At 42.5% G+C, this 21,812-nt stretch carries 15 protein-coding genes and 1 tRNA gene; 5 read left to right on the top strand and 11 right to left on the bottom strand.

Translation table 11 applies throughout. The annotated features are described in order from the left end of the window. Position 1 precedes the first annotated feature (1 nt). Positions 2 to 2,728, bottom strand: a complete 2,727-nt coding sequence (locus tag KXV15_RS05105; RefSeq protein WP_240007074.1) for a TonB-dependent receptor — start codon at positions 2,726 to 2,728, stop codon at positions 2 to 4. A gap of 511 nt (positions 2,729 to 3,239) precedes the next feature. Then, positions 3,240 to 3,330 (bottom strand) — tRNA-Ser (locus KXV15_RS05100). Between the two features lie 230 nt (positions 3,331 to 3,560). Here KXV15_RS05100 and KXV15_RS05095 point away from each other — a divergent pair. The 3 genes from KXV15_RS05095 to KXV15_RS05085 are packed head-to-tail and all read left to right on the top strand — an operon-like array spanning position 3,561 to position 7,436. Next, positions 3,561 to 5,051: an exopolysaccharide biosynthesis polyprenyl glycosylphosphotransferase gene (locus tag KXV15_RS05095; protein ID WP_240007073.1), complete on the top strand. Its 1,491-nt coding sequence runs from the start codon at positions 3,561 to 3,563 to the stop codon at positions 5,049 to 5,051. Beyond that, complete coding sequence (locus KXV15_RS05090) at positions 5,051 to 6,502, top strand: oligosaccharide flippase family protein (protein WP_275671547.1); 1,452 nt, start codon at positions 5,051 to 5,053, stop codon at positions 6,500 to 6,502. Before KXV15_RS05095 ends, KXV15_RS05090 begins: the two co-directional genes overlap by 1 nt. Continuing rightward, entirely contained in the window at positions 6,492 to 7,436 is a 945-nt protein-coding gene (locus KXV15_RS05085; protein ID WP_240007071.1) for a glycosyltransferase family 2 protein, read from the top strand. Before KXV15_RS05090 ends, KXV15_RS05085 begins: the two co-directional genes overlap by 11 nt. Here the strand turns inward: KXV15_RS05085 and KXV15_RS05080 are convergent. From KXV15_RS05080 to KXV15_RS05070, 3 genes are all read right to left on the bottom strand, one after another. After that, positions 7,429 to 8,589 carry a hypothetical protein gene (locus tag KXV15_RS05080; RefSeq protein ID WP_240007070.1) on the bottom strand — a complete coding sequence of 387 codons (1,161 nt, stop codon included), beginning with the start codon at positions 8,587 to 8,589 and terminating at the stop codon, positions 7,429 to 7,431. The two genes, KXV15_RS05085 and KXV15_RS05080, sit on opposite strands and share 8 nt — an antisense overlap. A gap of 94 nt (positions 8,590 to 8,683) precedes the next feature. After that, the gene (locus KXV15_RS05075) at positions 8,684 to 9,283 is read right to left on the bottom strand and encodes a P-loop NTPase family protein (RefSeq protein ID WP_240007069.1); all 600 of its coding nucleotides are present in this window, start codon (positions 9,281 to 9,283) and stop codon (positions 8,684 to 8,686) included. A 171-nt stretch (positions 9,284 to 9,454) separates the two neighbouring features. After that, positions 9,455 to 10,930, bottom strand: a complete 1,476-nt coding sequence (locus KXV15_RS05070; protein ID WP_240007068.1) for a GumC family protein — start codon at positions 10,928 to 10,930, stop codon at positions 9,455 to 9,457. A 167-nt stretch (positions 10,931 to 11,097) separates the two neighbouring features. Between KXV15_RS05070 and KXV15_RS05065 the strand changes: the two genes are divergently transcribed. Further along, positions 11,098 to 11,877 (top strand): polysaccharide biosynthesis/export family protein, encoded by a 780-nt coding sequence (locus tag KXV15_RS05065; protein WP_240007067.1) that lies wholly within the window; start codon positions 11,098 to 11,100, stop codon positions 11,875 to 11,877. Here KXV15_RS05065 and KXV15_RS05060 read toward each other — a convergent pair whose 3' ends face one another. After that, positions 11,878 to 13,665 carry a vWA domain-containing protein gene (locus tag KXV15_RS05060; protein WP_240007066.1) on the bottom strand — a complete coding sequence of 596 codons (1,788 nt, stop codon included), beginning with the start codon at positions 13,663 to 13,665 and terminating at the stop codon, positions 11,878 to 11,880. It lies immediately after the preceding gene. Positions 13,666 to 13,768: 103 nt separating this feature from the next. Further along, positions 13,769 to 14,026, bottom strand: coding sequence for a sel1 repeat family protein (locus tag KXV15_RS05055; RefSeq protein WP_240007065.1), 258 nt, complete (start codon positions 14,024 to 14,026; stop codon positions 13,769 to 13,771). Positions 14,027 to 14,305: 279 nt separating this feature from the next. Here KXV15_RS05055 and KXV15_RS05050 point away from each other — a divergent pair, with 279 nt between their 5' ends. Continuing rightward, positions 14,306 to 14,611 (top strand): hypothetical protein, encoded by a 306-nt coding sequence (locus KXV15_RS05050; protein WP_240007064.1) that lies wholly within the window; start codon positions 14,306 to 14,308, stop codon positions 14,609 to 14,611. Positions 14,612 to 14,765: 154 nt separating this feature from the next. Here KXV15_RS05050 and ftsA read toward each other — a convergent pair whose 3' ends face one another. The 4 genes from ftsA to KXV15_RS05030 form a co-directional block, all read right to left on the bottom strand. Continuing rightward, entirely contained in the window at positions 14,766 to 16,055 is a 1,290-nt protein-coding gene (gene ftsA, locus KXV15_RS05045; RefSeq protein ID WP_240007063.1) for a cell division protein FtsA, read from the bottom strand. Between the two features lie 13 nt (positions 16,056 to 16,068). Further along, on the bottom strand, positions 16,069 to 17,019 hold the full coding sequence (locus KXV15_RS05040) for a cell division protein FtsQ/DivIB (RefSeq protein ID WP_240007062.1): 951 nt from the start codon (positions 17,017 to 17,019) through the stop codon (positions 16,069 to 16,071). Next, the gene (locus KXV15_RS05035) at positions 17,007 to 17,930 is read right to left on the bottom strand and encodes a D-alanine--D-alanine ligase (RefSeq protein ID WP_240007061.1); all 924 of its coding nucleotides are present in this window, start codon (positions 17,928 to 17,930) and stop codon (positions 17,007 to 17,009) included. Before KXV15_RS05035 ends, KXV15_RS05040 begins: the two co-directional genes overlap by 13 nt. Before the next feature lie 127 nt (positions 17,931 to 18,057). Then, positions 18,058 to 21,795: a tetratricopeptide repeat protein gene (locus KXV15_RS05030; protein WP_240007060.1), complete on the bottom strand. Its 3,738-nt coding sequence runs from the start codon at positions 21,793 to 21,795 to the stop codon at positions 18,058 to 18,060. Between the last annotated feature and the right edge of the window lie 17 nt (positions 21,796 to 21,812).

Here is a 21,812-nt window from a genome sequence, read left to right as displayed (position 1 = left end):
TTTATCTAAAGCGATAACGCGCGCCGATGAACCATTGCGCACCAGTGTGCGAATATTCACGGGTTAAATCCATAGTTCCAGTGTCACCGGTTCCATAAATACGTTCAACCTCGTCCGTAATATTAATGCCCTCAAGGCTAAGGGTAAGTTTGTCATTAATATTATAGAATGCAGAGAAATCGACATGGGTTGGACCAAACTTTCTTTCTTGAAGATGGCCGTTGCCGCCTGGTTGGCTTAATAGATAATCATCACGTTTATTCACAGATAAACGGGCACCATATTTTCCGGTGTCATAATATAATGTGAAATTGTATGAATTAGGTGAAAGCCCGGTTGAATCGCTCGCTGATACATGGGTGTAGTTTGATGCAATACCAAATTTTGACCATGGCCCAGGAAGGAATGAGAATGGCTGGTTATAGGTTAATTCAAAACCTTTAACCGCGTCACCAGAATCGTCATTCACTGGAATGGTGAATGTGTATGGAACGGTTGCAGGATCCGCATTATAAGATGGATCATATTGTGGATCGGCATAAATCGCAGGCCAGAAAGATGGATCAATCATTTTTGTTACGATTTGTGTCTTTAAAGACCGTACAATGTCTTTATGGAAGAAACCAACCGAAACAAGCCCTTCTTTACCAAAGAACCAATCAACCCCAAGGTCAATATCGTTTGATTCATATGGTTTAAGCTCTGGGTTACCAATATTGCCAACGGTTCGGGTTGTATAACCGAATACCGGACCAGCAATGTTCAAAGAGCTTAGGCCCGCACGTGTCATGCTACGACCATAAGAGGCACGAACCACAACGTCTTTGGTTACATCAAGTGCAAGGTTGATTGATGGCAAATAATTGTCATAAGACGATTTATCTTCAACCTTCTTACCACTAATGATTGCACTTGAGGTCACGTTGGTTTTCACATAACGCAAGCCAACATTCGAACGTAAACGCATATCGCCGAAATAATATTCCGAATTCATTTCAACATACGCGCCCATGGTTTCTTCACCAACATCCCAACCCGCAGGAATATTGGTTGTATATCCCGGTGCAATCAATCCAGATGCAGCAATGGCATCAAAATCGGCAACGCGGAACGGCACAAGACCAGGGCCATCAAGACCTTTACCAAAATTAGAAATTGGGAATGGCATTGTATATTGCGCAACACTTGCAGTAGGGTTGTTTCCATAGCCTTCAGAATAAGTAACCTTGCGATTATTATAATTTAGGCCGGCCTTAACATTAAATGTATCGGCTGTATAAGTTGTATCAATCTTGCTAGTAAAGTTTTCTTTCTTAACATTGTTTATGCGGTTTGCCGCAGTAAGCGCATCAATATAATTGCTTGCTTTATTTGGGTCATAAGTGCCCCAGCTTACAACTGGCACATATGGATCTTGGGAATAATCATATGAATAGAAATGCGGAATAGAACGATAATAGAAACGAAGTTCTGTTCTATCTGCATCGTCACTTGCACTGCCGGCCATTGCATCAATGGTAAGCTTGTCATTCACATTATATTTGCCAGAAAGCACAATTTGATTAAATTTTGAATCCGATTTTTGATGACGGCTTTCGTACCATGAGGTTACGTTATCAAAACTTGCCGCAGTCAAGGTTTTACCATCTGGTCCAATCACAAAAGATAACGGTGTTTGACCAGTGAAATTGCCAGCAGGGCCATGGGTCAACAACCATTCCATTGAATTATAGCTATAACGGTCATTCTGTAATGATGAATGTAGGGCATCCAAAGTCAAAAGCAGCTTATCATTTGGTTTAAATTGGAATGATGCCGTATAACCCTCACGTTGTTGATCATTACCAAAGAAGTCGGCACGAGGCAGACGCGGCGCCCATAAACAATTTAGCGCATTTGCAGCACCACACGCACTAGACGGCGTTCCGGTTATAGATGTTAAATGTGATGTATCCCACGCATCACCGTTAACATAAGGCGATGTCCAACGAACGCTTGCAAAGCCTTCTTGGTGCACGGTTCTTTGTGATAATGCCGCAGAAAGCAAAACCCCAAACTTGCCATCAAGGAACTTCTTGCTGACCATCACAGCAACGCGTGGGTCAACTTTTTCTGAAAGCGAATTATAGCCACCTTGAACCGATGCCGATGCGGTAAAATCTTCACGGAAATCAAAAGGGCGTGCCGAATAAAGGTCAACAGTACCGGCAATACCACCCTCTTCAGTAGAGGCTTTTTGGGTCTTTTGAATATCAATACGGTTAAACAATTCCGATGCGAAAACGTGGAAGTCAAACGCGCGTCCCGCGTTAATTGTAACCCCACCACTATCAAGACCGTCACTACTTGCCGGAACTTCCATACCGTTTAATGTGGTACGTGTGAAATCAGGGCTAAAACCACGCAAAGTGATGTTACGACCCTCACCACCTTCACGCGACATTGCCACACCAGGAACCCTTTGAATGGATTCCGCAAGGTTTAGATCCGGCATTTTACCGATATCTTCGGCAACAATACTTTCAACAAGGTTAGCTGATTTGCGCTTGATTTCCCGCGATTTATTTAAAGAACCACGAATACCTTTTACAACGATTACTTCGCTGCCATCTGATGATTGCGCCTTTTCACTACTTTGGGCATATGCATCGCCAACAAATGTTAGCGCGAGCGCAAACGACACTGCCAAAATACTTGTATTTTGTTTAATACTTCTCCGAAATTTCATTTGTTCCTCCCAATTTTTTAATCTTGCATTTTGTCTTTTGCTTATATTGAATGCAAATTTAGACAAAATCCACACTGACACCGGTGTCATAATATTTAAAAAAAATATTCCCTCGTTGAAGCTTTTTATCTATTTTAAATTATTGCCGATGATACCGGTGTCATTTTGTATTTAAAAAAAACAGCACGTAAATGCTGATTAAAATAAATTAACATGACACTTTTATCACTAGATTATGAAATGTCAAACCCAATAATTGCATCTTTCAAAACAATTTTTATAACATATTGTTATTATTTGTGTTTTTTGACACAAATCCTTCAAGCTATCAAACACCACCCAGCTGACCTAGATTAAAATTTTAAAAATCAACCTAATAATAAAATATATTTCCGCCCGCTTTCACATAAACTCCGCTTAATTCATGCAAAAACACGAACAAAAATGATTCACCAACCCAGTCATAAAATAACAAGGCGATATAAATCAATGATACAGAAAAGCAGGTAAGTGGCGGAGACGGAGGGATTCGAACCCTCGGTACCCTTTTGGAGTACGCTCATTTAGCAAACGAGTGCCTTCAGCCTCTCGGCCACGTCTCCACTCGCGGAATGGTGTTATACGAACATTCCTAAGATGCCAAGATATTCTGGCAGATTAATTGCACTAAAATTTCAGCAAGATACATATAAACTTTATCGACAATACATCTTATTTCACAAGTCATTTTCAAATATTATCATAAATATCGACAAATTAACTGTAAATAATATCAGGATATTAACCGATTACTTAGAACAAAGATGTATATTCGCGCCCATTGGGGAAGAATATGTTGTCGGCAAATACCGCGAAACGCTTGTTGGAAAATACAAATTCATTACATGGAAAACGTGCTGCGCGGGGCGCGCGTATATTTCGTTCTGGTTTTGCAAAAGCATTAGAGATTTTTGATTTTTTTGCCGTTGCGTTTTTAATGGCGGTAACTTTGCGCCTTTATATTGCCGACCGTTTATTATCGGCTGATTTGGCGATTACTATGCCATTTGCATTTTCTGCGGCGGGTTTATGGTGGGTTGCGCGTGAAAATGATTTATATCATTTCACATCACGTCCCAGCCCATTGAAACATTTCCTAAATACATTGGGCGCAATCGTTATTGCCATGCCGCTTGCAATTGTTATCGGCTTTTTGGTTTCCGGCATTTCGGCACGCCCATGGCAAGAAACCGTTGGCGAGGCCACTTTTATGGTCGCATCAGCAGGGGTAATTCTATTAATAACCCACACAATATCAGCAGCCGTAGTAAAACGCCTAAGTGAATCCGGCTTTTTCTCAATGAATATTGTTGTGGTTGGCGCAACCAAGCAGGCAAAGGTTCTGATTAACAAACTAAAAGCTGGTGGTGATTTTAACTTTCTAGGTATTTTTGATGACCGCCTAAGCCGTGCGCCAAAAGAGATTAATGGTGTTCCGGTATTGGGTGATCTTGATGCCCTTATGGAATGGTCGCAATTACCAACAATTGACCGTGTTGTAATTACGGTTTCAAGTGCCGCCCAAGAACGCGTCCTCCAACTAACTGAAAAGCTACGCTCGATGCCAAATAAATTGGTATTGGCAATCGATATGCAGGGTTTTGAGGTTGATGGTATAACCATTGGCAATCTTGGCGCATTTCCGGTTGCTTATGTATCTGGAAGCCCTGAAGATGCGAAGCGTGCATTCTGGAAGCGTGTGCAGGATTTAACCCTAAGCATTATGGCATTAATTTTATTAAGCCCAATTATGCTGGCAACCGCGATTGCAATTAAATTAGAAAGTAAAGGGCCTGTTTTCTTCCGACAAAAGCGCCATGGTTTTAATAATCAGGAATTTTATTGCTTCAAATTCCGTTCAATGTTTATTGAACAATGTGATTATCAGGCTGCGCAGCAAGTTGTGCAAGACGACCCCCGCGTGACCAAAATTGGGAAATTTATCCGAAAAACCTCAATTGATGAGTTACCACAATTATTTAACGTTATTTTGGGTGATATGTCGCTTGTCGGCCCACGCCCGCACGCAATTGGTATGAAAACCGGCGACGACCTAAGTGAGAAATTGGTTTCTGATTACGCACACCGTCACCGAATTAAACCTGGTATTACTGGCTGGGCGGCAATTCATGGTTCACGTGGCCCCGTTCATACCCCAGAAGAGGTTGAAGAACGTGTTAATTATGACGTTGAATATATTGAAAACTCCGGCCTTTGGATGGATTTATATATTATTATGATGACAATCCCTTCGCTTTTGGGGGATAAGGTGAAAATCCGCTAATGCTGAAGAAGCACTTACTCGCCTATTTAATGCCAAACATTGCCCAAGCCATCGCAAGCTTTGGGACGGTGGCAATATTGACGCGTCTTTTAACAGATGCCGAATATGGGCGGTTTTCGCTAATCTTTACCACCATGACCATTGCCCATTATATTGTAATGAATTGGGCCGAAGCCGCCGCCGCACGTTTTTATGCCCGTGCCGAAGCAAATGGGGAAATAAACAATCATTTCAAAACCCTAATTGTTGCCTTTACCTTTAATGCCGCATTATTTGTGGTTTTGGGGGCATTGGTTAGCATTTTTTATCCTGGGGATATGAACGTTAAACTGGCGCTGGCAGCCGCTTTTGGTGGTTCAATTGTACGATCACTTTTGAAAATCGCACTTGAAACCCGCCGTATGAACCTTGAATCCATGCACTATTCAATGGTTGAAACCTTTAATACATTGGCGGGTTTTGCCTTAACTGCGGTCTTTGTCGTTTGGTTAAACCTAAAAGAAGAAGGTCCATTCATCGCCACAATGGTTGCCGCCGCAATGGCACTTGTTATCGAAGGGCCGTTTTTGAAAAAACTGTCAAATGGCGGTAAGTTTGAGATAAAACTAGCCAAAGAATATTTCCATTTTGGCTGGGGCATTTCGGGCGGCCTATTACTTGCGACCGCGTTATCGGTTGGCGATAGGTATTTTATTGCATACTTCCTTGATGATGCGGCGGTTGGGGTTTATTCGGCGGGCTATCAAATTGCCGCCCGAATTTTGGATATATTATTTGTATACATTACAGGGGTTGGCTTTCCGCTTTTGGTTTCTGCCTTTGAAAAAGGGACAAAAGAAGATTTCAAAATTGCCGCCATCAATAGCTGTAACCTGCGGGTGGCAATTGGGGTGCCGGCGGCGGTTGGCATTGCATTGGTTTCAAAGCCGCTTGCTGATATTTTAATTGGTGAGAGTTTACGCGCGCCAGCTGCACAAATTACGCCATATATTGCCGCCGGGGCGTTATTTTGGGGCTTAAGCGATTATTTCTCAGATGCCTTTGTGATTTCGCGTAAAGTTTTTGAACGCGCAATAATCATGACAATTCCCGCAATTTTGAACATGGTTTTAAACATTATCCTTTTGCCAAAAATGGGAATTATGGGGGCTGCATGGTCAACCATTATCGCATATTTCATCGGAATGGTGATTTTGGCACTGCGCGGGCGCAAATATATTAAAATGCCAATCCCTTGGCTTGATATTGCCAAAGTTGGGGTTTCATGTGTTCTTATGGCGCTTGCGGTTATGATGGTTGGGCGTTTGGGCGGTTTTTTAGAATTATTTGTAAAAGCAACTGTCGGCGCAATTACCTATGGCACAGCAGCAGTAATTTTAAACTTTGCCAATTTCCGTGGGCATGCGCTTGAAATTTTCACCAAATTAAAAGGGAAACTAAATGCCGGATAAATTCACCCTTTTAACCAATGAAATTGCAAATAAGCAAAATCCGGCAATATCCATTGTTACGCCGGTATATAAAAACGACCCCTCCCCACTTTTGGCGCGCCTATTATCCGAAGTTACAAATGGAAACTTCTCGGATAGCATCGAGCTTGTTGTAGTTAATGACGGCTCTGGAGACATTGCTTTATCAGAAAAAATTGCTGGTTTCATAAAGCAATTTCCAATTCCTGCTAAATATTATGATTTTGCCGAAAACAATGGTCGTTCCTTTGCCCGTAATCAGTTAATAAAACATTCGGTGGGTGAATATATATTATTCCTTGATTCCGACATGTTGCCGGACGATGATGACTTTATTGGCAAATGGCTTGAATATTTAAATAAGGCGCCCGAAATTACCTATGGCGGCTATACTATTAAACAAGCGCCAATCACCAAAGAAAACCGTCTTGCCCGCGCATTGGCTGCCAAAAGCGATTGCGAACCCGCCAATATACGCGCTGAACGTGGCGCACAGGCGGTTGCAACATCCAACCTTTTAGTGCGGCGTGACATTATGGAAAAAGTGCCTTTTGACACCGGCTTTAAAGGCTGGGGCTGGGAAGATACCGATTGGGCATTACGCGCCGATGAGGCTGGTTTCAAAGTTACCCATGTTGACATTACCGCAACCCATCTTGGACTTGATGATGCCGACGTACTTTTGGAAAAATTAAAGAAGGCGGGGCCAAATTTCAAATATATTCTTGAAAACCACCCGCAAATGGCAAATGTTAAGAGTGCGAAACTTGCTATTATGCTTTCAAAACTTCCATTTTTGGGTCTTTTGGCTGCATTAACTAAGCAAATCGCAACATGTCAAAATGCGCCCGATAAAATACGCAGTTTTTCAGCGCGTCTATGGCGTGGTATTTGGGCTGCATATGCGCTTAAATAGCCCGATTAGGTGCAGACGGTAAAATATTCAAACATACCGCAATAAATAAAGCCAACATCACCAAGCCAAAGGTTGATATGCCGCCGCTATTTCCTAGAATTATGGCAATCAGTGAAAATTCAAACATTTTCATGCCAAGGCCGCAATTAGTTTTTACCAAAACACCACCAATAATATAGGCAAGAAATAATAGCCCAAGCATAAAGCCCAAAAGCCCAAGACCATTAACAAAGCTAAGCAATATGGTCTGCCCCTCACCTGAAAAGCCATTACCTATTAATGAATTGCCGTCCATCTGTGCTAATAAATAAAAAACTTGTCCCAAGCGATCAACGCCATAAAACAAGACTAATACTGTAAAGAGGCCGATAATATTTACAAATTGGCTTGCGATATAAAAATTCCTATCTTTTATCCCAAGGCTTAGGCGGTGCATAATCGCGACAATAAGCGAAACTATCGCAACAATATAAACCTGTTTTTCATTTATAATTATGCCAACCAAAAACACCAAAGCCGCAATCATAAGCCATAATATTTTTGACGGGCGATTATAAGTGAATGCCATAATCGCCATTGCCAAACACAACGCCATTTCAGAATCTTTGAAATGTAAATTGCCCAAATTACCTGAAACCGCTTGTGCCATAAATTGTAATAAAAGGCTTGTAACAAGGGCAATTGTCATCAAGGCAATTAATTTATAACGAGTTAAATGCAAAACTATCCCAAGCGCCGCGCAAAACATCAAAAATAAAACAACCGTGTCGCGGGTTGAATTTGCATGTTCTAAAGACCAGATTGCCGAAGTTGCAATCATTAACATCGCCACACCAACCGGAAATAATGGCACGAATAATTGGCGGACTTTTTCCCAATATATTGCAATTGGCACAAAACAAAGTGCACATATCGCCGATTGCACAAGCAGTTTTATAACATTAACATCGCTTTGCGCCATAAATCCAAGTTTTAGTGTAATCGCCTGCCAAAAACCCGATGATAAAACCAAAAACACGGCAAGAATGAAGAATGTATCTGTGGTGAAATCTAATTCTTGTTGCTTTTTATTTTGCGACGACAAAGTATTGCCGCCATTTTTATTGGGCGGAATATTATGATTTAGGTTTCTTTTTTGCCTTGTATTCGCCATTTGATGTAATTGGTGATTTTGCTGGAATTTCTTGAATTGTTGTGAATTCGCACGATTCTATTATTTTAGATATATTGGTATTTAATCAGATAATCTATGCCGCGCCCGCCACTCTTTTATTTTGGGATTGATTATTTTCGACCATAATTACCCCAATAATATTTCCGCCGCGTTTGTGAATATTATCACGCAATTCAATTGCACTTTCGGGGTCGGCATCGGCATCAATTACCAAAATAACCGCATCCATATCAGACACAATCGCAAGCCCTGCCGCAGAATATTCAAGCGGTGGGGCATCAACAATATTTAGTTCAAACGCCCCTTTTAAGCTATTCCAATAATTTATATTGGGTCCAATTTGGATTGATTGCGCTTCCTCAACTTTTTCTTGGCGCAGACGTGAAACAAATAGTTTTGAATTACCAACACGGTATCCAACCAATAATTTCTTTTCGGTATCAGCATTTTCGCGGCGATGCGGTATAAGGCGCCAAAACGGTTTTACCGACATGCTAAGGTCGAAAGGCCCTTGCCATTTAAATTTTCCGCCACCCAGCTTGTGATATTGGTTATTATTGACAAAATCCAAATCCAACAAAAGCACTGGCTTTGCGGCACGTTTGGCAGCAAGTTTGGCGAATGCACACGCAATATCATCGCATCCATCAGATGCGTTGGCAGAGATGAACATAACATTCGCACCCCTACCCCTAATATTGGCGCTTATCGCTGCCCAAACATTATGTAACTGATCGCCAATATCCGCCATATGCTACCTATTTACCTGTGTGCACCAAGTAATTATAGATATTTAATGAACTGATTTACTTTATTTTCAAGTGTTGTGAATGTTAATCACGTATTATCTGGCAACAGTTGCAAGCACAGGCAAACCAAGGTTTCTAACCACTGCGCGTGGTGCCGGTGCATTATTCCGCAAAAGAGCACGCAATATCCCAGCAAGCAGTGCAGTAAATGCCGCAAATAGCACCGAACCAATTAGCGCAACTTTCTTCATGCTTCTGCCTTTGGTCGGAACAACGGCACGTTCAATAATACGAATATTGTCGCTTGAAGTTTGCGCAAGTTCGATTTGTGCGCGGGCTGTGGCCTCACGGTTTGAGAATTGTTTTACTTGATCTTCAAGTACCGCTTTACGGCGTAGCAAGTCTTCATATTGAGGTTTTACCGCCGCCAACGCCATTGCGCGCGCCTCTAATTGTGCAACTTGTTGGGCAAGAATATCACGACGTTCGCGCATTGCCTGCACCTCTGCCTGATTGCGGGCTTTGTCGGTGGCAAGTGAATCTTTAACAGGGTTTGGACCGGTACGAATAACACCAGCACGTCTGCCATCATCTGAATTTATAACCCCATCCAATGCAGCAATACGTTTTTTCATTTCAACGACTGGCTGCGCATTATCGGTATAACGGGTTAAAAGATCTGATAATTGTTGCTGTAATTCAAGGCGTTTTTTAGAATTATCAGTTTCAAACGACAATCTTACTTCAGACGGAATTTGCGAATAAGTGCTTGAGGTCGAGCTATAACGACCTTCAGATTCATATAATTTTGTGGTTGTGCTTAATAATTCTTGGCGTGTATTTGCAAGCAATGTTTGAAGCGCAGTACGTTCTGCCTCATAATCGGAAACACCGTTTGCTTTTAAAAACGCACTGATTTGACCGTTAACCACTTCAAGCTGTCTAGAGAATTCGTCTTTTTGTTCCTGAAAACCCGGGGTGCGGTTTTCAAACAATACTTGGCGTCGATATACAAGGTATTCGTCAATCATTTTATTGAGCGATAAAGCCGCCATTTGCGGGTCTTTATTGCTCATATAAAGGTGGATAACCGTTGTGTTTGGAGTTGATGATGCACCAAATTCACGGCGTAATTTTTCAACGCCAGTATTAAACTTCGCTTCTGGATTAAGCGCTTTTTCAGATTTATCATCGGCTTTGGGCGGAAATAATTTATCAAGACCAATTGCCTGTACCGTGCGGGTTGCAACCGGTGCGGATGTCAAAACTTCGATTTCCGATTGAACGATTTGTTCTTGTTTCGGGGTTGCCCCCTCGCCTGTTGCGTTTGCGCCGGCATTTGACATGTATATATATTCATCACCAACCAATACAGATAGGCGGGCTTCGGCAGTGTATTTTTTCTGCATTGTCATTGCAAAAGCGATACCAAGTATCGCAATTATAGAGAATATAGCAAGCATGAGCCATACTTCTTTTAGAAGCATTTTCATCCAGTCGCCAAGGCTCGGCTGCGGGCGCGCGCCATAGGATTTATAATCATTTCCTGTGCCTGACCGGTTTACGCTCATAAATTCAACAGACGCCTTTTGCGTCCTTCCCCACATTGTGATTCTCTAAAGTTAAGATTTGCACTTTAATCGTTAATGACTAATTAATATTTAAAGAAATTAACCGTTTATTAGGGATAAAAGGTAAATAAAGATAGTAATTTGATATATTCATTTGTGAGTCGGAAATGTTAAAGCGCAGAAGTTTATTATTGGGGCTTTTATCAACATCTGCTTTTACTTTATCGGGCTGCATGTCCGGCAATATGTACAAGGGTGTTGCCAAGGAAGCACGCCATTTTCCAACGCCTGATCCTGTTCCAACTGAATATTTCCCACAAACCCCACCATTCCCAACCTGGACCGAGGTTGATGATTCATATCGCTTTTATCCTGGTGACGAAATTGAAATTAGCGTTCCATCCGCGCCTGAGCTTACAAAATCTGTAATCGTTGCCCCTGATGGTCGCATTACGCCAACATTATTGCCATCCATAATGGTTGCAGACCGCACACCAGAAGAAGTTAAACAGGCAATTATGAACCTTTATGCCAGCCAACTTCGTAATCCACAGGTTTTCATAACACCAAAAACCTTTGTTTCACAAAAATTATTCGTTGGTGGCGAGGTGGCAAAACCCGGTATTTACGATATTAATGGTGAAATTGATCCAGTACAGGCAATAATTCTTGCCGGCGGCTTCTTAAACAGCGCAAAGCGTGAGGATGTTGTCGTTATGCGGCGTGGTGCCGGTGGACAACCATTCATGCGCACCTATGACCTTAAAACCATTTTTGCCAAAGACGGCGGCTTTAGTGATTTACCACGCCTAAGACGGTTTGATATTGTTTGGGTCCCACGTTCCAAAATTTCTGAAGTTGGCCTTTTTACACAACAATTTATACGTGAAGCATTACCAATCACAGTTGGATTCAATTATTCAATTAATGGCGGCAGAACCTATTAATTATTTGGTCAAGCGAAGTTCATTGATTTTTGAAAATACGCTTTGCAGAGTATCTTTCAATTGGGTCGAACTTGAAAGATCATAATAATATGGCGGTGTTGTTGCACAGCTTTTTAACAATTCGCTATTGCCTTCTTCAAGACGAATAACAAACACTGTTACCTTTTTATCTTTTGCCTCTTGGCAAACTTTGGCGGTTCTTGCATCAATATCGGCAACTGTTGAAGTAAAACGGTTTTTATTATTGTAACCGTCTGTTACCAAAATCATATATTTGCCGTATTCCTTGTCACCAAAATCAACGCCGCCGGTGTATGGTTCGGGGTTTGATAATACCTCAAGCCCCATCTGCATACCGATTGTGATGTTGGTATAACCTGCGGTTTGTAAGGCATTTACTTTTGTGCGCACTGTATCAATATCATCGGTAAGCCCCAAAACAGTGTCGAGCGGTTCATCATCGCATGGGCGGGCAATATATTGTGTGTTCAAATTTGCCGAAGTATATGGCGTTGAAAGAACGTCATAATTCTGATTTCTGTCAATCAAGCAACCTGCCCATTGGCTTCTATAATCGGGTGCAGCGGGTAAAACTTTGCGACGTTTCACACTATTATACGCCGTATATGTATAGGTTTGCATTGCTTTAGCCCCATAGCCAGAGGTAAACCAATTGTCGCCATATTTAACATAGGGTTGCTTGTTACTTGTGCTATAACGGGCATCATAAATCCAACCAGTTTTTGGATTTGCTTTATAGCCACCAGATGGCACAGAATTATAATCAGATAAATTTGTTGTATTAAGAACGTCTAAATTCTGTTCGCTTGCAAAGGATGATGTTCCCCCAACCCAAGCATATTTTGGGCCAGTTTCATCAGTTCCGGTTAATGTCCATGTTGAATTAGTCCAAGTGTAGAGAATTCTATGAATCCTAACATCATAACCACCGCCACCTTTGGGCACGTATGACTTTACATATTGGTCGTAATAATAATTTGCGCCAGAAGAATAAGATTTATCGTAAACTTTGGAGTTTGCCTCGCAGGTATTTCTATCTGCACTTCCTGCGGCATAATCATAACATAATGCGTCAACATTATACCAATATATCGGGCATTGTGGCCAAACCCCTGATTTCAAATAATCGCAATATTGATAAATTTGTGCCTGTCCGTAATTTACCCAGGCATAAGAAGAAGATGGTGCGACTTTTACCTGCGTATTAAATGGAACAACGCCAACTTTAATACCATCGCTATTTTTACCGTCTTCATCAAGGATGAGGTTTAACGCCTCACCAACTGCAGATTTTAATGATGTGATTTTGCTATTTTCGGCCATAGAGGCAGTCGTATCAAGAACGAAAACAACTTCTGCCCCTTGTGAACGGGCAATTGCCGATGCCGCACCCTTAACATTTAGATAGCCAACACCTATAAATTTCATGAAATAGGTTTGCTGTTTTGCGGTCGCGGTATAGTTTAATTGGTCACCAATAGCGGTTTTTTCGCCATTCAATGAGGTTTGAAGATCACTAATTTCAGTGTCTTTAAGCGATAATTGCAAGCTCTTATCAGCCGCATCTTTAGCGCTTTCAGTCGGTTTTTTGTAACGTGATGCAGTATCGAGTATCGCTGCATCAACTGCCGCTTGTAATTTAACTTTGGAGGAGAATGTAATGCTTATATCAATTGCACTACCGATCATCATCATGCCGACCGGCGCGAACAATATAAATAAAACAGCAGTGTTTCCCCTTTGGTTTCGTAAAAGATGCTTCAGCATTACGCACCCGCTTTTAAATAATTTATGACATACTTATCTTAAGTATATTAAAAGCAAGTAAAAATATTTCAGAAATAATTGTTTTTACGCAATTTTTTTGAAACTAGTTTTTGGCGCGTGACAACCAATCGCGCGCAGCTTTTTGCGCAGCAGAAATTTGATTTTCAGTCATGATTTCGGCAAGCTCAACACGACGCATACGTGCTTCGATATTTCCTTTTAATGCCGCGATATTAAACCATTTGTGTGCTTCTACTAAATCTAGCTCAGCGCCAACGCCGGTAGATGCGCTTAGACCTTTTGCAAATAAATCGCCCAAGATGTCTTCTTTTGCTTCAATAGCCATTGCAGAGTTTAACATATTCTATCCTTTTCCACACATACCAACACTTTCTGGCGTTGGTTTTTTATTCTTTTTGGTTAATTTTCAAAAATCTTTGCGACCTTCGATAAATAGTAATTTGCCCCCTAATGGTGAATCAGAGGTTTCCAAAATATTTAAAAACACTTAAAATGCAGGGTATTTCAGTGAACAAGTGGTTTACAAAGCAATAGTTGGTAACGCGAAATAAACCTTTGTTATTGAAAAATTACCAAACACTTTATAAAGACTTAATTTATTGGCGGGAGTTTCAAACCTATGGTTAACGATGTTTCAGATAGTGACGGGATGGGGCTATTAAGCGAAAACCATCAAGTTGATTTAATAATTAATCTTGAAAACATGGATATTGACCAAGCATCGGCTGCTGTTGTCGATGCCATTAATTCTGCCAAAGCGAATAAATTGGCAAAAATATGGTTTAGTTTTGGCTTGGCGCAGGCCGATGGTAAGCAAACCCTATTCCAGCCTGTTGGTAAATTATTGCGTGAGAAACTTAAAACTGGTGAAATCATCCGCGCCATGCCTTCTTCAAACGGCGGCTGGATTGCCAGAATAAAATAAAAAATTAGGAATTAAAAGCAAAAGGCTTGGCAATGCCAAGCCTTTTTAAATGTATATGCAAAGATTTTTTGGAAACCGCGTTTTTCAAAAAATCTTTACAGTTTGAACTACCCGACCAAGTGAGTGCCAAAGGCACGAAGGCGGGATTGGTAATTTACCAAAACACTTCCTTCACCCAATTCATTGCTTTTAAGATTGGGTGTTGGTGTGCCTGTTGCATTTCATGGGCAATCTTGGTTACGTCAGTCGGCTTATCAATACCCCAGCGCAATAGGCCAGAGCATACCGCGAATGCAGGTCCGGAAACCGCATCCCCAAGCCCGACAAAGCGCTGCGGACGACCAACACGAACATGGCCTTCAAAGACCCTTGCCGCCAGCTCACGTACACCGTTTAACTGCGCGCCGCCGCCAGTAAGCACGATACGTCTGCCATAGATTGACTTATCAATACCACGTGACGCAAGGCGATCGCGCAATAATTCCAAAGTTTCTTCAACCCGTGGGCGGACAATGCCGGTTACAAATGAACGTGGCGCACGTGAACAGACAAGGTTTCCATTATCGTCAAAACGTTGCACATCAATCATCTGCTCTTCTTCATTCAAACTTGCGATAGCTGAACCAAGAACGATTTTAAGCTTTTCCGCAACCGCAGCCGAAGTTTCAAAATATTGTGCAATATCCTGTGTGATGTGGTCTGAACCAATTGGAACCGCATCAACATGCGCCAATGAACCATTTTGGAATAGTGCCGCAGTTGTCGATTTTGCACCCATTTCAACCACCAATGCACCACTTTCCAATTCATCTTCCGCCAATACGGATAATGAAGAAGCATAAGGTGCGGCGATAACTTCCATCACATGGCGGTTAGTACGCGCCACACAAAGCACAATATTATTCCAAACAGAAACTGGAATAGTTACGATTGTGGCGACTACTTCAAGTTTGCGCCCAACCATTCCCAATGGCTCTTTAACAATATTGCCATCTAATTTAAAATAAACTGGGGTAACATGGATAATATGACGGCCTTCAAACTTTTTATTTTGAATGGCATTGGCGACCACGCGGCGGCGTTCTTTTTCGCCAATAGTTCCCGCAGGCATAATAATTTCACCAAAACCATGTTCGGTTTTAAGACCAAAGCCAGAGACCGAAACCACAACGTCAGAAACACCAATTCCCGCCATTGCTTCGGCACTTTCAAAAACCTGACGTATGGTTTTCTCCACCGCTTCAAGGTCGGTTATATTGCCATTTTTAACCCCGCGCGAAGGCAAAGAGCCAACGCCTAATACCCTTGTTGGCCCTAAATCCTGCGTGCTGCGTGCAACAAAGCATGTGATTTTAGACGCGCCAATATCCAAGGCGGCGATTAAAGGTGATAATTGTATTTGCTCGCGTGTTTGAGTGCGAGAACGGCTTTCCACAGACGACATATTCTACCCAAAATTATGTATTTTGAATATTCGATCCGTTTGCTTCTGCTTTGGGTCGGATAATTATAGCCCCGGTCTTTCTGACATCGAGACGCGCAAAATCCCTATCGAGGATTTGATATTGTTGATGTAATTTTTCAAGTTCATCGAGGGCTTGTTCGGTGTTATCTTCCGGTAACAAGACCTCTCCCCCGCCTTTTAGGCGAAGGTTCCAACGACGATCTGCAACGCGTATCATTGCATAAACGTGTTTAGAAACTTCTGAATGTCTTTCTAAAGATGCAAAAAGCTCGCTGGCATGTGGGCCGGCATTTTGTCCGATTACCAAAGGCAAGCCTTTTACTTTTTGCGGATCCGCAGGTCCGAGTTTGCGACCCTGTGCATCCATATATTGTAATGTACCATTTTCTTGCCAAACGGCGTTGGCTTCACGTGGCTTGATTAATATTTGAACATTATCAGGCCAAAGGCGGCGAACCATAACATTTTCAACCCATGGCAAGACCATAATACGATCTCTAATTTCATTGGGTGAAAGGTTAAACATGATTTCATCATTTGGAATGCCGGCAATTGCTGCAACCTCTGCCTTTTGGCCATCAGTTATTGTATGACCAGTAAAGCCAGTAATTTCAACACGGTGCACAGATAGTCCGGCATAACGGGTCGCATTCGCCGATTTTTCGCTAATGAATGCACCAGTTTTTTCAAATACACCAAAGGCAACCGATAGACCAACAACCATAAGCGCAACCAGACCAATGATTGCACCCTGAATTACTTTACGCGAAACACTTTCATATTGTGCCTCACGAAGCCTTGCGTGCGCCCATGCGCCAAGTTTCATTGACCAGCCTTGCGGCTGATGACGAACATTGCGATTTTGGCGGCGTTTTGGTGGTCGGCTTTGTGATTTACCGCGAACACCCGCACCATAACGGGGGACGCGTCTTATCTGAGACATGATGCATCCTCCAATATCCATTTAACCAATTCATCAAATGACACCCCTTTTGCAGCCGCTTGTTCTGGCGCTAAAGAGGTTGGTGTCATACCTGGTTGGGTATTAACTTCTAATGCAACCACACGACCATTTGTCGGGTCATAGCGGAAATCAGTGCGCGTAACACCACGGCAGCCAAGAACCTTATGCGCCTTTAGCGCATTTTCTTTCATAATAGCCACGGCTTCAGGTGGAATATCGTCTGGATTTACAACGTGCCAAGAACCACCATCGGAATATTTGGCGTCATAATCATAAAATTCATGATTGGTTTTGATTTCGGTTACGCCAATACATTCATTAGCCATAACAACACAGGTAAATTCACGACCCTTGATAAATTCTTCAACCAAGACATCGTCACCACAATGCCAATCTTTATCAAGAAGTTTTTGGGGCGGGCGGTTTTCGCCTTCACGCACAATAAACACACCAAAAGATGAACCATCAGCATTTGGTTTAACCACATATGGTGTAGGCATTGGGTGTTCTTTGGCGGCTTCAAAGCGGCTCATAACCTTGCCATTTGGCACATCAATGCCAACGGTTTGCATGATAATTTTGGCTTTTTCTTTATCCATCGCCAATGCAGAGGCAAGCACACCAGAATGTGTATAAGGAATTTCAAGGATTTCAAGGACGGATTGAATCTTACCATCCTCACCCCATTGTCCATGAAGTGCATTAAAAGCAATATCAGGCTTGGCGGCTTTTAATTGGTTTACAATATCGCGTGATACATCGATTTCAATAACTTCGGCACCCAAACGACGGCAAGCGTCGGCACATTCCTTGCCAGACACCAGTGAAACTGGACGTTCACTCGACCAGCCACCTTTTAAAACCGCAACACGTTTACCCTTAATAGTCATTAATCGCTATCCGCACCAAATATTATAATTTATAAGCAATGAAAGATTAAGGTGAACATCAAGTTAATTCAAATGAAATAATTGCAAATTTTATGCAATTTATAGCAGACGTTAAATATTAACGTTCCTAACGCCCAACCGCAGTAATTGGCGGATCTTTGGGCGCTTGCAATCCAAATGGTTTACGTTCTTGTTTGTTTGCCGCCAAATTATTTTTTGGTGGATTAGCTTTTTGCGCAGTTGTCACTGGTTTTTTGGCTACGGGTGCAGGTCGTTTTTCAGGTGCACGGTTCAGACTTTGGGGCGAGTTTTGGGTTTGCGCGATTGGTTTTGGCTTGGATTGCTCGGCATTATTACCCGCTTTGCCAAAGGTCTTTGCGGCAACTTCTTGGGTTGCATTCATCATTTCTTTGGCAATATCCTGCACATTTTGCATCGGATTAGGGCGCACATTTAAACCCATTGGATTGCCATCAGTTGGGATATTAGGGACAGCGGCGGCATATTGATTGCCCTCTGGTTCACGCAATCTCTGTACACCATCGCGAACGCTTTCAATCACATTATAGAATGGTGACGAACCACGCACCGAATCAACCGCAGTTTTAATTGCATCTGGCGTCGGAATATTTTCCGATGTCACCACATTAAACGCAGGGGCAAATTCAGTATTATTCATACCCGGTCCATATGAACGTGCCATTGCCATTGCACCCGCACGATCGCCAGATAATGATTTCGCCAATGCCGCACGCAATACATCAGACGCTGCATTAGGCGAAAATTTAAGTGCAGGACGTGGCAGATTTTTATTCGCATATAGCGATGCTTGCTGCATATCGCCTTGGCGCCAATAAACCTCGGCACGAATTTTATCTGCGTCACTGGTTTTATCAAACTCGATTAATTCTAGGGCGTGATCATTGCGCCCCAAATCGGTTAGTGCGATTGCCTCTATCATTCTGCGATAGTGGTTTAAATTTTCCGGTAAATCGGCAACCCGACTTGCACCAATTGTATAAAGCGCTTTTTCAGGGTTTTTATCGATTAAATAGATTGCCGCAAGGTCGGTCGCAACCTGCGCCTTGGTAAAGCCTTGCAACCTTTTTTCAACTTGGTGTGATAATAATTCTTCGGCCTGTGGCAATAAATCAAGCGCGACCAATTTGTCCGCAAGACCGCGCACCATCATATCGCCTTCTGGACCAACTGGGGTTAGATTACGGAAGTCATAGAATAGCGCAAGCGCCTGCACACTATCCATACCATCCGCACCACCATCAAGGAACAGATATTTAAATTGCCGTGATAAAACATCGCGCAAATCACGTGATGCTTGTAAATCCGGTCGCAAAGTCGATGCGCTAGCAAGAATAGATAAGCCAGAGCGAATGTCACCCGCCTCAATATAAAGCTCACCTAAATTGCGAAGTATATCAATTTCCAAATCATCACCGCGCCACATATAACGAAGTGAATCAAGGGTTTTAATTGCTTCATTGCGGGTCGATGGATCTTTTTCCACACCCATCATCGCACTTGCATATTGGGCACGCGCAGAAATATCTGGGAAAATTGATTTTGCAAGCTCTTGCAAGGTTTGTAATGCGCCATCAAATTGCCCCAACTCACCTTCTGACTGTGCCTCAATTAGGCGGGCCATTTCTTTGGTATGTGGGTCACCTGCAAGTTCATTTGCCTTTTTCGCACTTAAAACTGCGCCGGCATAATCCTTGGTTTGTAGCGATGCCATTGCATCAGCAAGAACAAATTTTGCCTGATAATCTTTTGAAAAAGTTTCAAGTGCAGGTGCGCCTTGTTCAAACTGTTTGGTGGCCTCTTCGGGATTACCGGCATCCATTGCCGCAATTGTTGCCCATAGATGTGACGCTGCATCATCTTTTAATTCAAGTGAATTCAAAGTTTGCAATGCCTCGCGCCCGCGCCCCATCATGGTTTGGGCAATACCCATCATCGCAAGTAATTCGGGGTCGTTCTGCTGCTCTGGGTGCATTGAACGCAATACTTTTACGACCCCCAAGGCCTCCTCACCCATTTCCCAAGCGAGATAAAAACGGGCAAGATTTATTTGCGCCTGAATACCTTTGGTATTGTCATCAATCTCATTAGACGCGATTTGTCGTAATTTTTGCAAATTGTTTGTGAAATCTGCCATGGGACCAAGGCGCCATTTTACAAAATCAACAAAACCTGGGGCTGAAACCACTGAATGATTTTGTGTGTCATCTTCTCCAGCGGCAAAAGTATTGGAAAGTTCCATGCCATGTGGGCGGTCAATTACGAACCCATCCATCGCGAGTTTTATTCCCATATCTTCGGTACGCGGAATAACCGCCAAACCATGATATGTTGGAAGGAAACTTGCTTCTAGGTATGAGCGTTGTTGCATCAACGCACTTGGCGGACCGTATGACATACCAACCAGAATTGTATCACCAACATCGGTGTCATTAATGCTTCCGGTGGTAACAGCATCTGGAACAGTTGCTTTTAAACGACTTGCCCCATCAGGTGTTTTTTCGCCCTTGATTAATATCGTGCGCATATCTTTGGGCGCTTTTGGGGCAATGGTAACAATCCAATGTTTCCCAAGGGCAGCCGGTGTTGCAGCAATATTATCAGCGGCAGTGATTTTCACGCCGGCAACGCCGTCACCAGAAACCGGTGTAATCGCGTTATAAAGATTACTTTTCTTTACGGCATCAATATTGAATTTTGCATTCGTGCCAAAAAGAATGAAAATATTTGCCCCGCGGCGGAAAATTGCCGCCGGCGCATTATCATCAAACCCAAAATCCAAAACATAGTCTGAACCAATCTGACGATTAATAACCTTAACTACACCGCTTGGTGCAGGGTCATGGTATTCAGGCGGCTTATATTCTTCGGCTTGGGTAAATTCGGTTGCGCCATTTTTATCGGCGGCATCATTAAGCGGTAATTTCTTTTCAATGGATGCATTCTCACCATGATCCATTGCATCAGGAATATCATTTTTTTCCGCTTTGGCATCAACGTTTCCGTCATTTTTCCCATTTTCACGTTCAATTGTTGACGCATCTGGTGCATCAAGATTGGTTCCAGGTGGGAAAATATCAACATAAACCTTTCCCCTATCGCTTCCTTTGCGAACCACAGAACCCGGGGCTACATCCATAACCACTGATGTATATTTATTATCATTATAGCGCACCAAATCGGTTACACGTTTTGGCAGACTTGCGCGCAATTCGCCAATATCTAGCGCGTAAATACCAGGTATCGTTAGTGCAACCCTATCCCCCTTGCGGGCAAATAATGGATTGGCATTAACCCCATTAATTGTGATACGCGTAAATAATTTTGATTGTGCCGCATCAACCGATAAGACGCGCGCGCCCTTAGGCGCAGGGCGGTTTATAAGTTTTTGGCTTAAAGTATCGGTTTGCTGTTCTTTTGGTTTAAGTAATTCTTCAATTTCAGAAACTTTTTGGGTTTCTTTTTTATTTGGGTTAAATTTCCCCGGTGACGGCCTGCCCTTTAAAACAAGGTCAACCACATCATAATTACCATGTTTTGAAATTTCGACCCGCACGTCATGTGCCAAAGCAAGTCGTAGTGTCTTTTTATCCGCTGATAGTGCACTACCAACCACAAATTCACCGGCACGGGTTTTTAATACAGCAGGGTCCGCATTCGTAGTTGCTGGAAGTTCAAGCTCCAGCAATGATGACATTTGCTTTGCTTTAATCCTGTCGGACCGTGGCACCTGCCATTTAAAAATCAAGCGGGCATAGTTTTCGGTTTGGTTGGCATCCATTTCAAGGTTGGCATTGTTTACAACAGGCGCAACAGTTTGTGCCATCACCGGATTTATGGCGA

Origin of the sequence: Pseudaquidulcibacter saccharophilus (assembly GCF_019455445.1) — a bacterium.
Classification (GTDB): domain Bacteria; phylum Pseudomonadota; class Alphaproteobacteria; order Caulobacterales; family Aquidulcibacteraceae; genus Pseudaquidulcibacter; species Pseudaquidulcibacter saccharophilus.
Note: the sequence above shows the minus strand (reverse complement) of the source record. Positions and strands in the feature narration are given on the sequence as shown.

Bases quoted from the DNA above. Each gene is read 5' to 3' on its own strand.
- KXV15_RS05070 (WP_240007068.1), bottom strand. From the start codon at position 10,930: ATGAGCGTAAACCGGTCAGGCACAGGAAATGATTATAAATCCTATGGC.
- KXV15_RS05040 (WP_240007062.1), bottom strand. From the start codon at position 17,019: ATGTCTCAGATAAGACGCGTCCCCCGTTATGGTGCGGGTGTTCGCGGT.
- KXV15_RS05090 (WP_275671547.1), top strand. From the start codon at position 5,051: ATGCTGAAGAAGCACTTACTCGCCTATTTAATGCCAAACATTGCCCAA.
- KXV15_RS05075 (WP_240007069.1), bottom strand. From the start codon at position 9,283: ATGTTCATCTCTGCCAACGCATCTGATGGATGCGATGATATTGCGTGT.
- KXV15_RS05065 (WP_240007067.1), top strand. From the start codon at position 11,098: ATGTTAAAGCGCAGAAGTTTATTATTGGGGCTTTTATCAACATCTGCT.
- KXV15_RS05035 (WP_240007061.1), bottom strand. From the start codon at position 17,930: ATGACTATTAAGGGTAAACGTGTTGCGGTTTTAAAAGGTGGCTGGTCG.
- KXV15_RS05050 (WP_240007064.1), top strand. From the start codon at position 14,306: ATGGTTAACGATGTTTCAGATAGTGACGGGATGGGGCTATTAAGCGAA.
- KXV15_RS05095 (WP_240007073.1), top strand. From the start codon at position 3,561: ATGTTGTCGGCAAATACCGCGAAACGCTTGTTGGAAAATACAAATTCA.
- KXV15_RS05055 (WP_240007065.1), bottom strand. From the start codon at position 14,026: ATGTTAAACTCTGCAATGGCTATTGAAGCAAAAGAAGACATCTTGGGC.
- ftsA (WP_240007063.1), bottom strand. From the start codon at position 16,055: ATGTCGTCTGTGGAAAGCCGTTCTCGCACTCAAACACGCGAGCAAATA.
- KXV15_RS05105 (WP_240007074.1), bottom strand. From the start codon at position 2,728: ATGAAATTTCGGAGAAGTATTAAACAAAATACAAGTATTTTGGCAGTG.
- KXV15_RS05085 (WP_240007071.1), top strand. From the start codon at position 6,492: ATGCCGGATAAATTCACCCTTTTAACCAATGAAATTGCAAATAAGCAA.
- KXV15_RS05080 (WP_240007070.1), bottom strand. From the start codon at position 8,589: ATGGCGAATACAAGGCAAAAAAGAAACCTAAATCATAATATTCCGCCC.
- KXV15_RS05030 (WP_240007060.1), bottom strand. From the start codon at position 21,795: ATGGCACAAACTGTTGCGCCTGTTGTAAACAATGCCAACCTTGAAATG.
- KXV15_RS05060 (WP_240007066.1), bottom strand. From the start codon at position 13,665: ATGCTGAAGCATCTTTTACGAAACCAAAGGGGAAACACTGCTGTTTTA.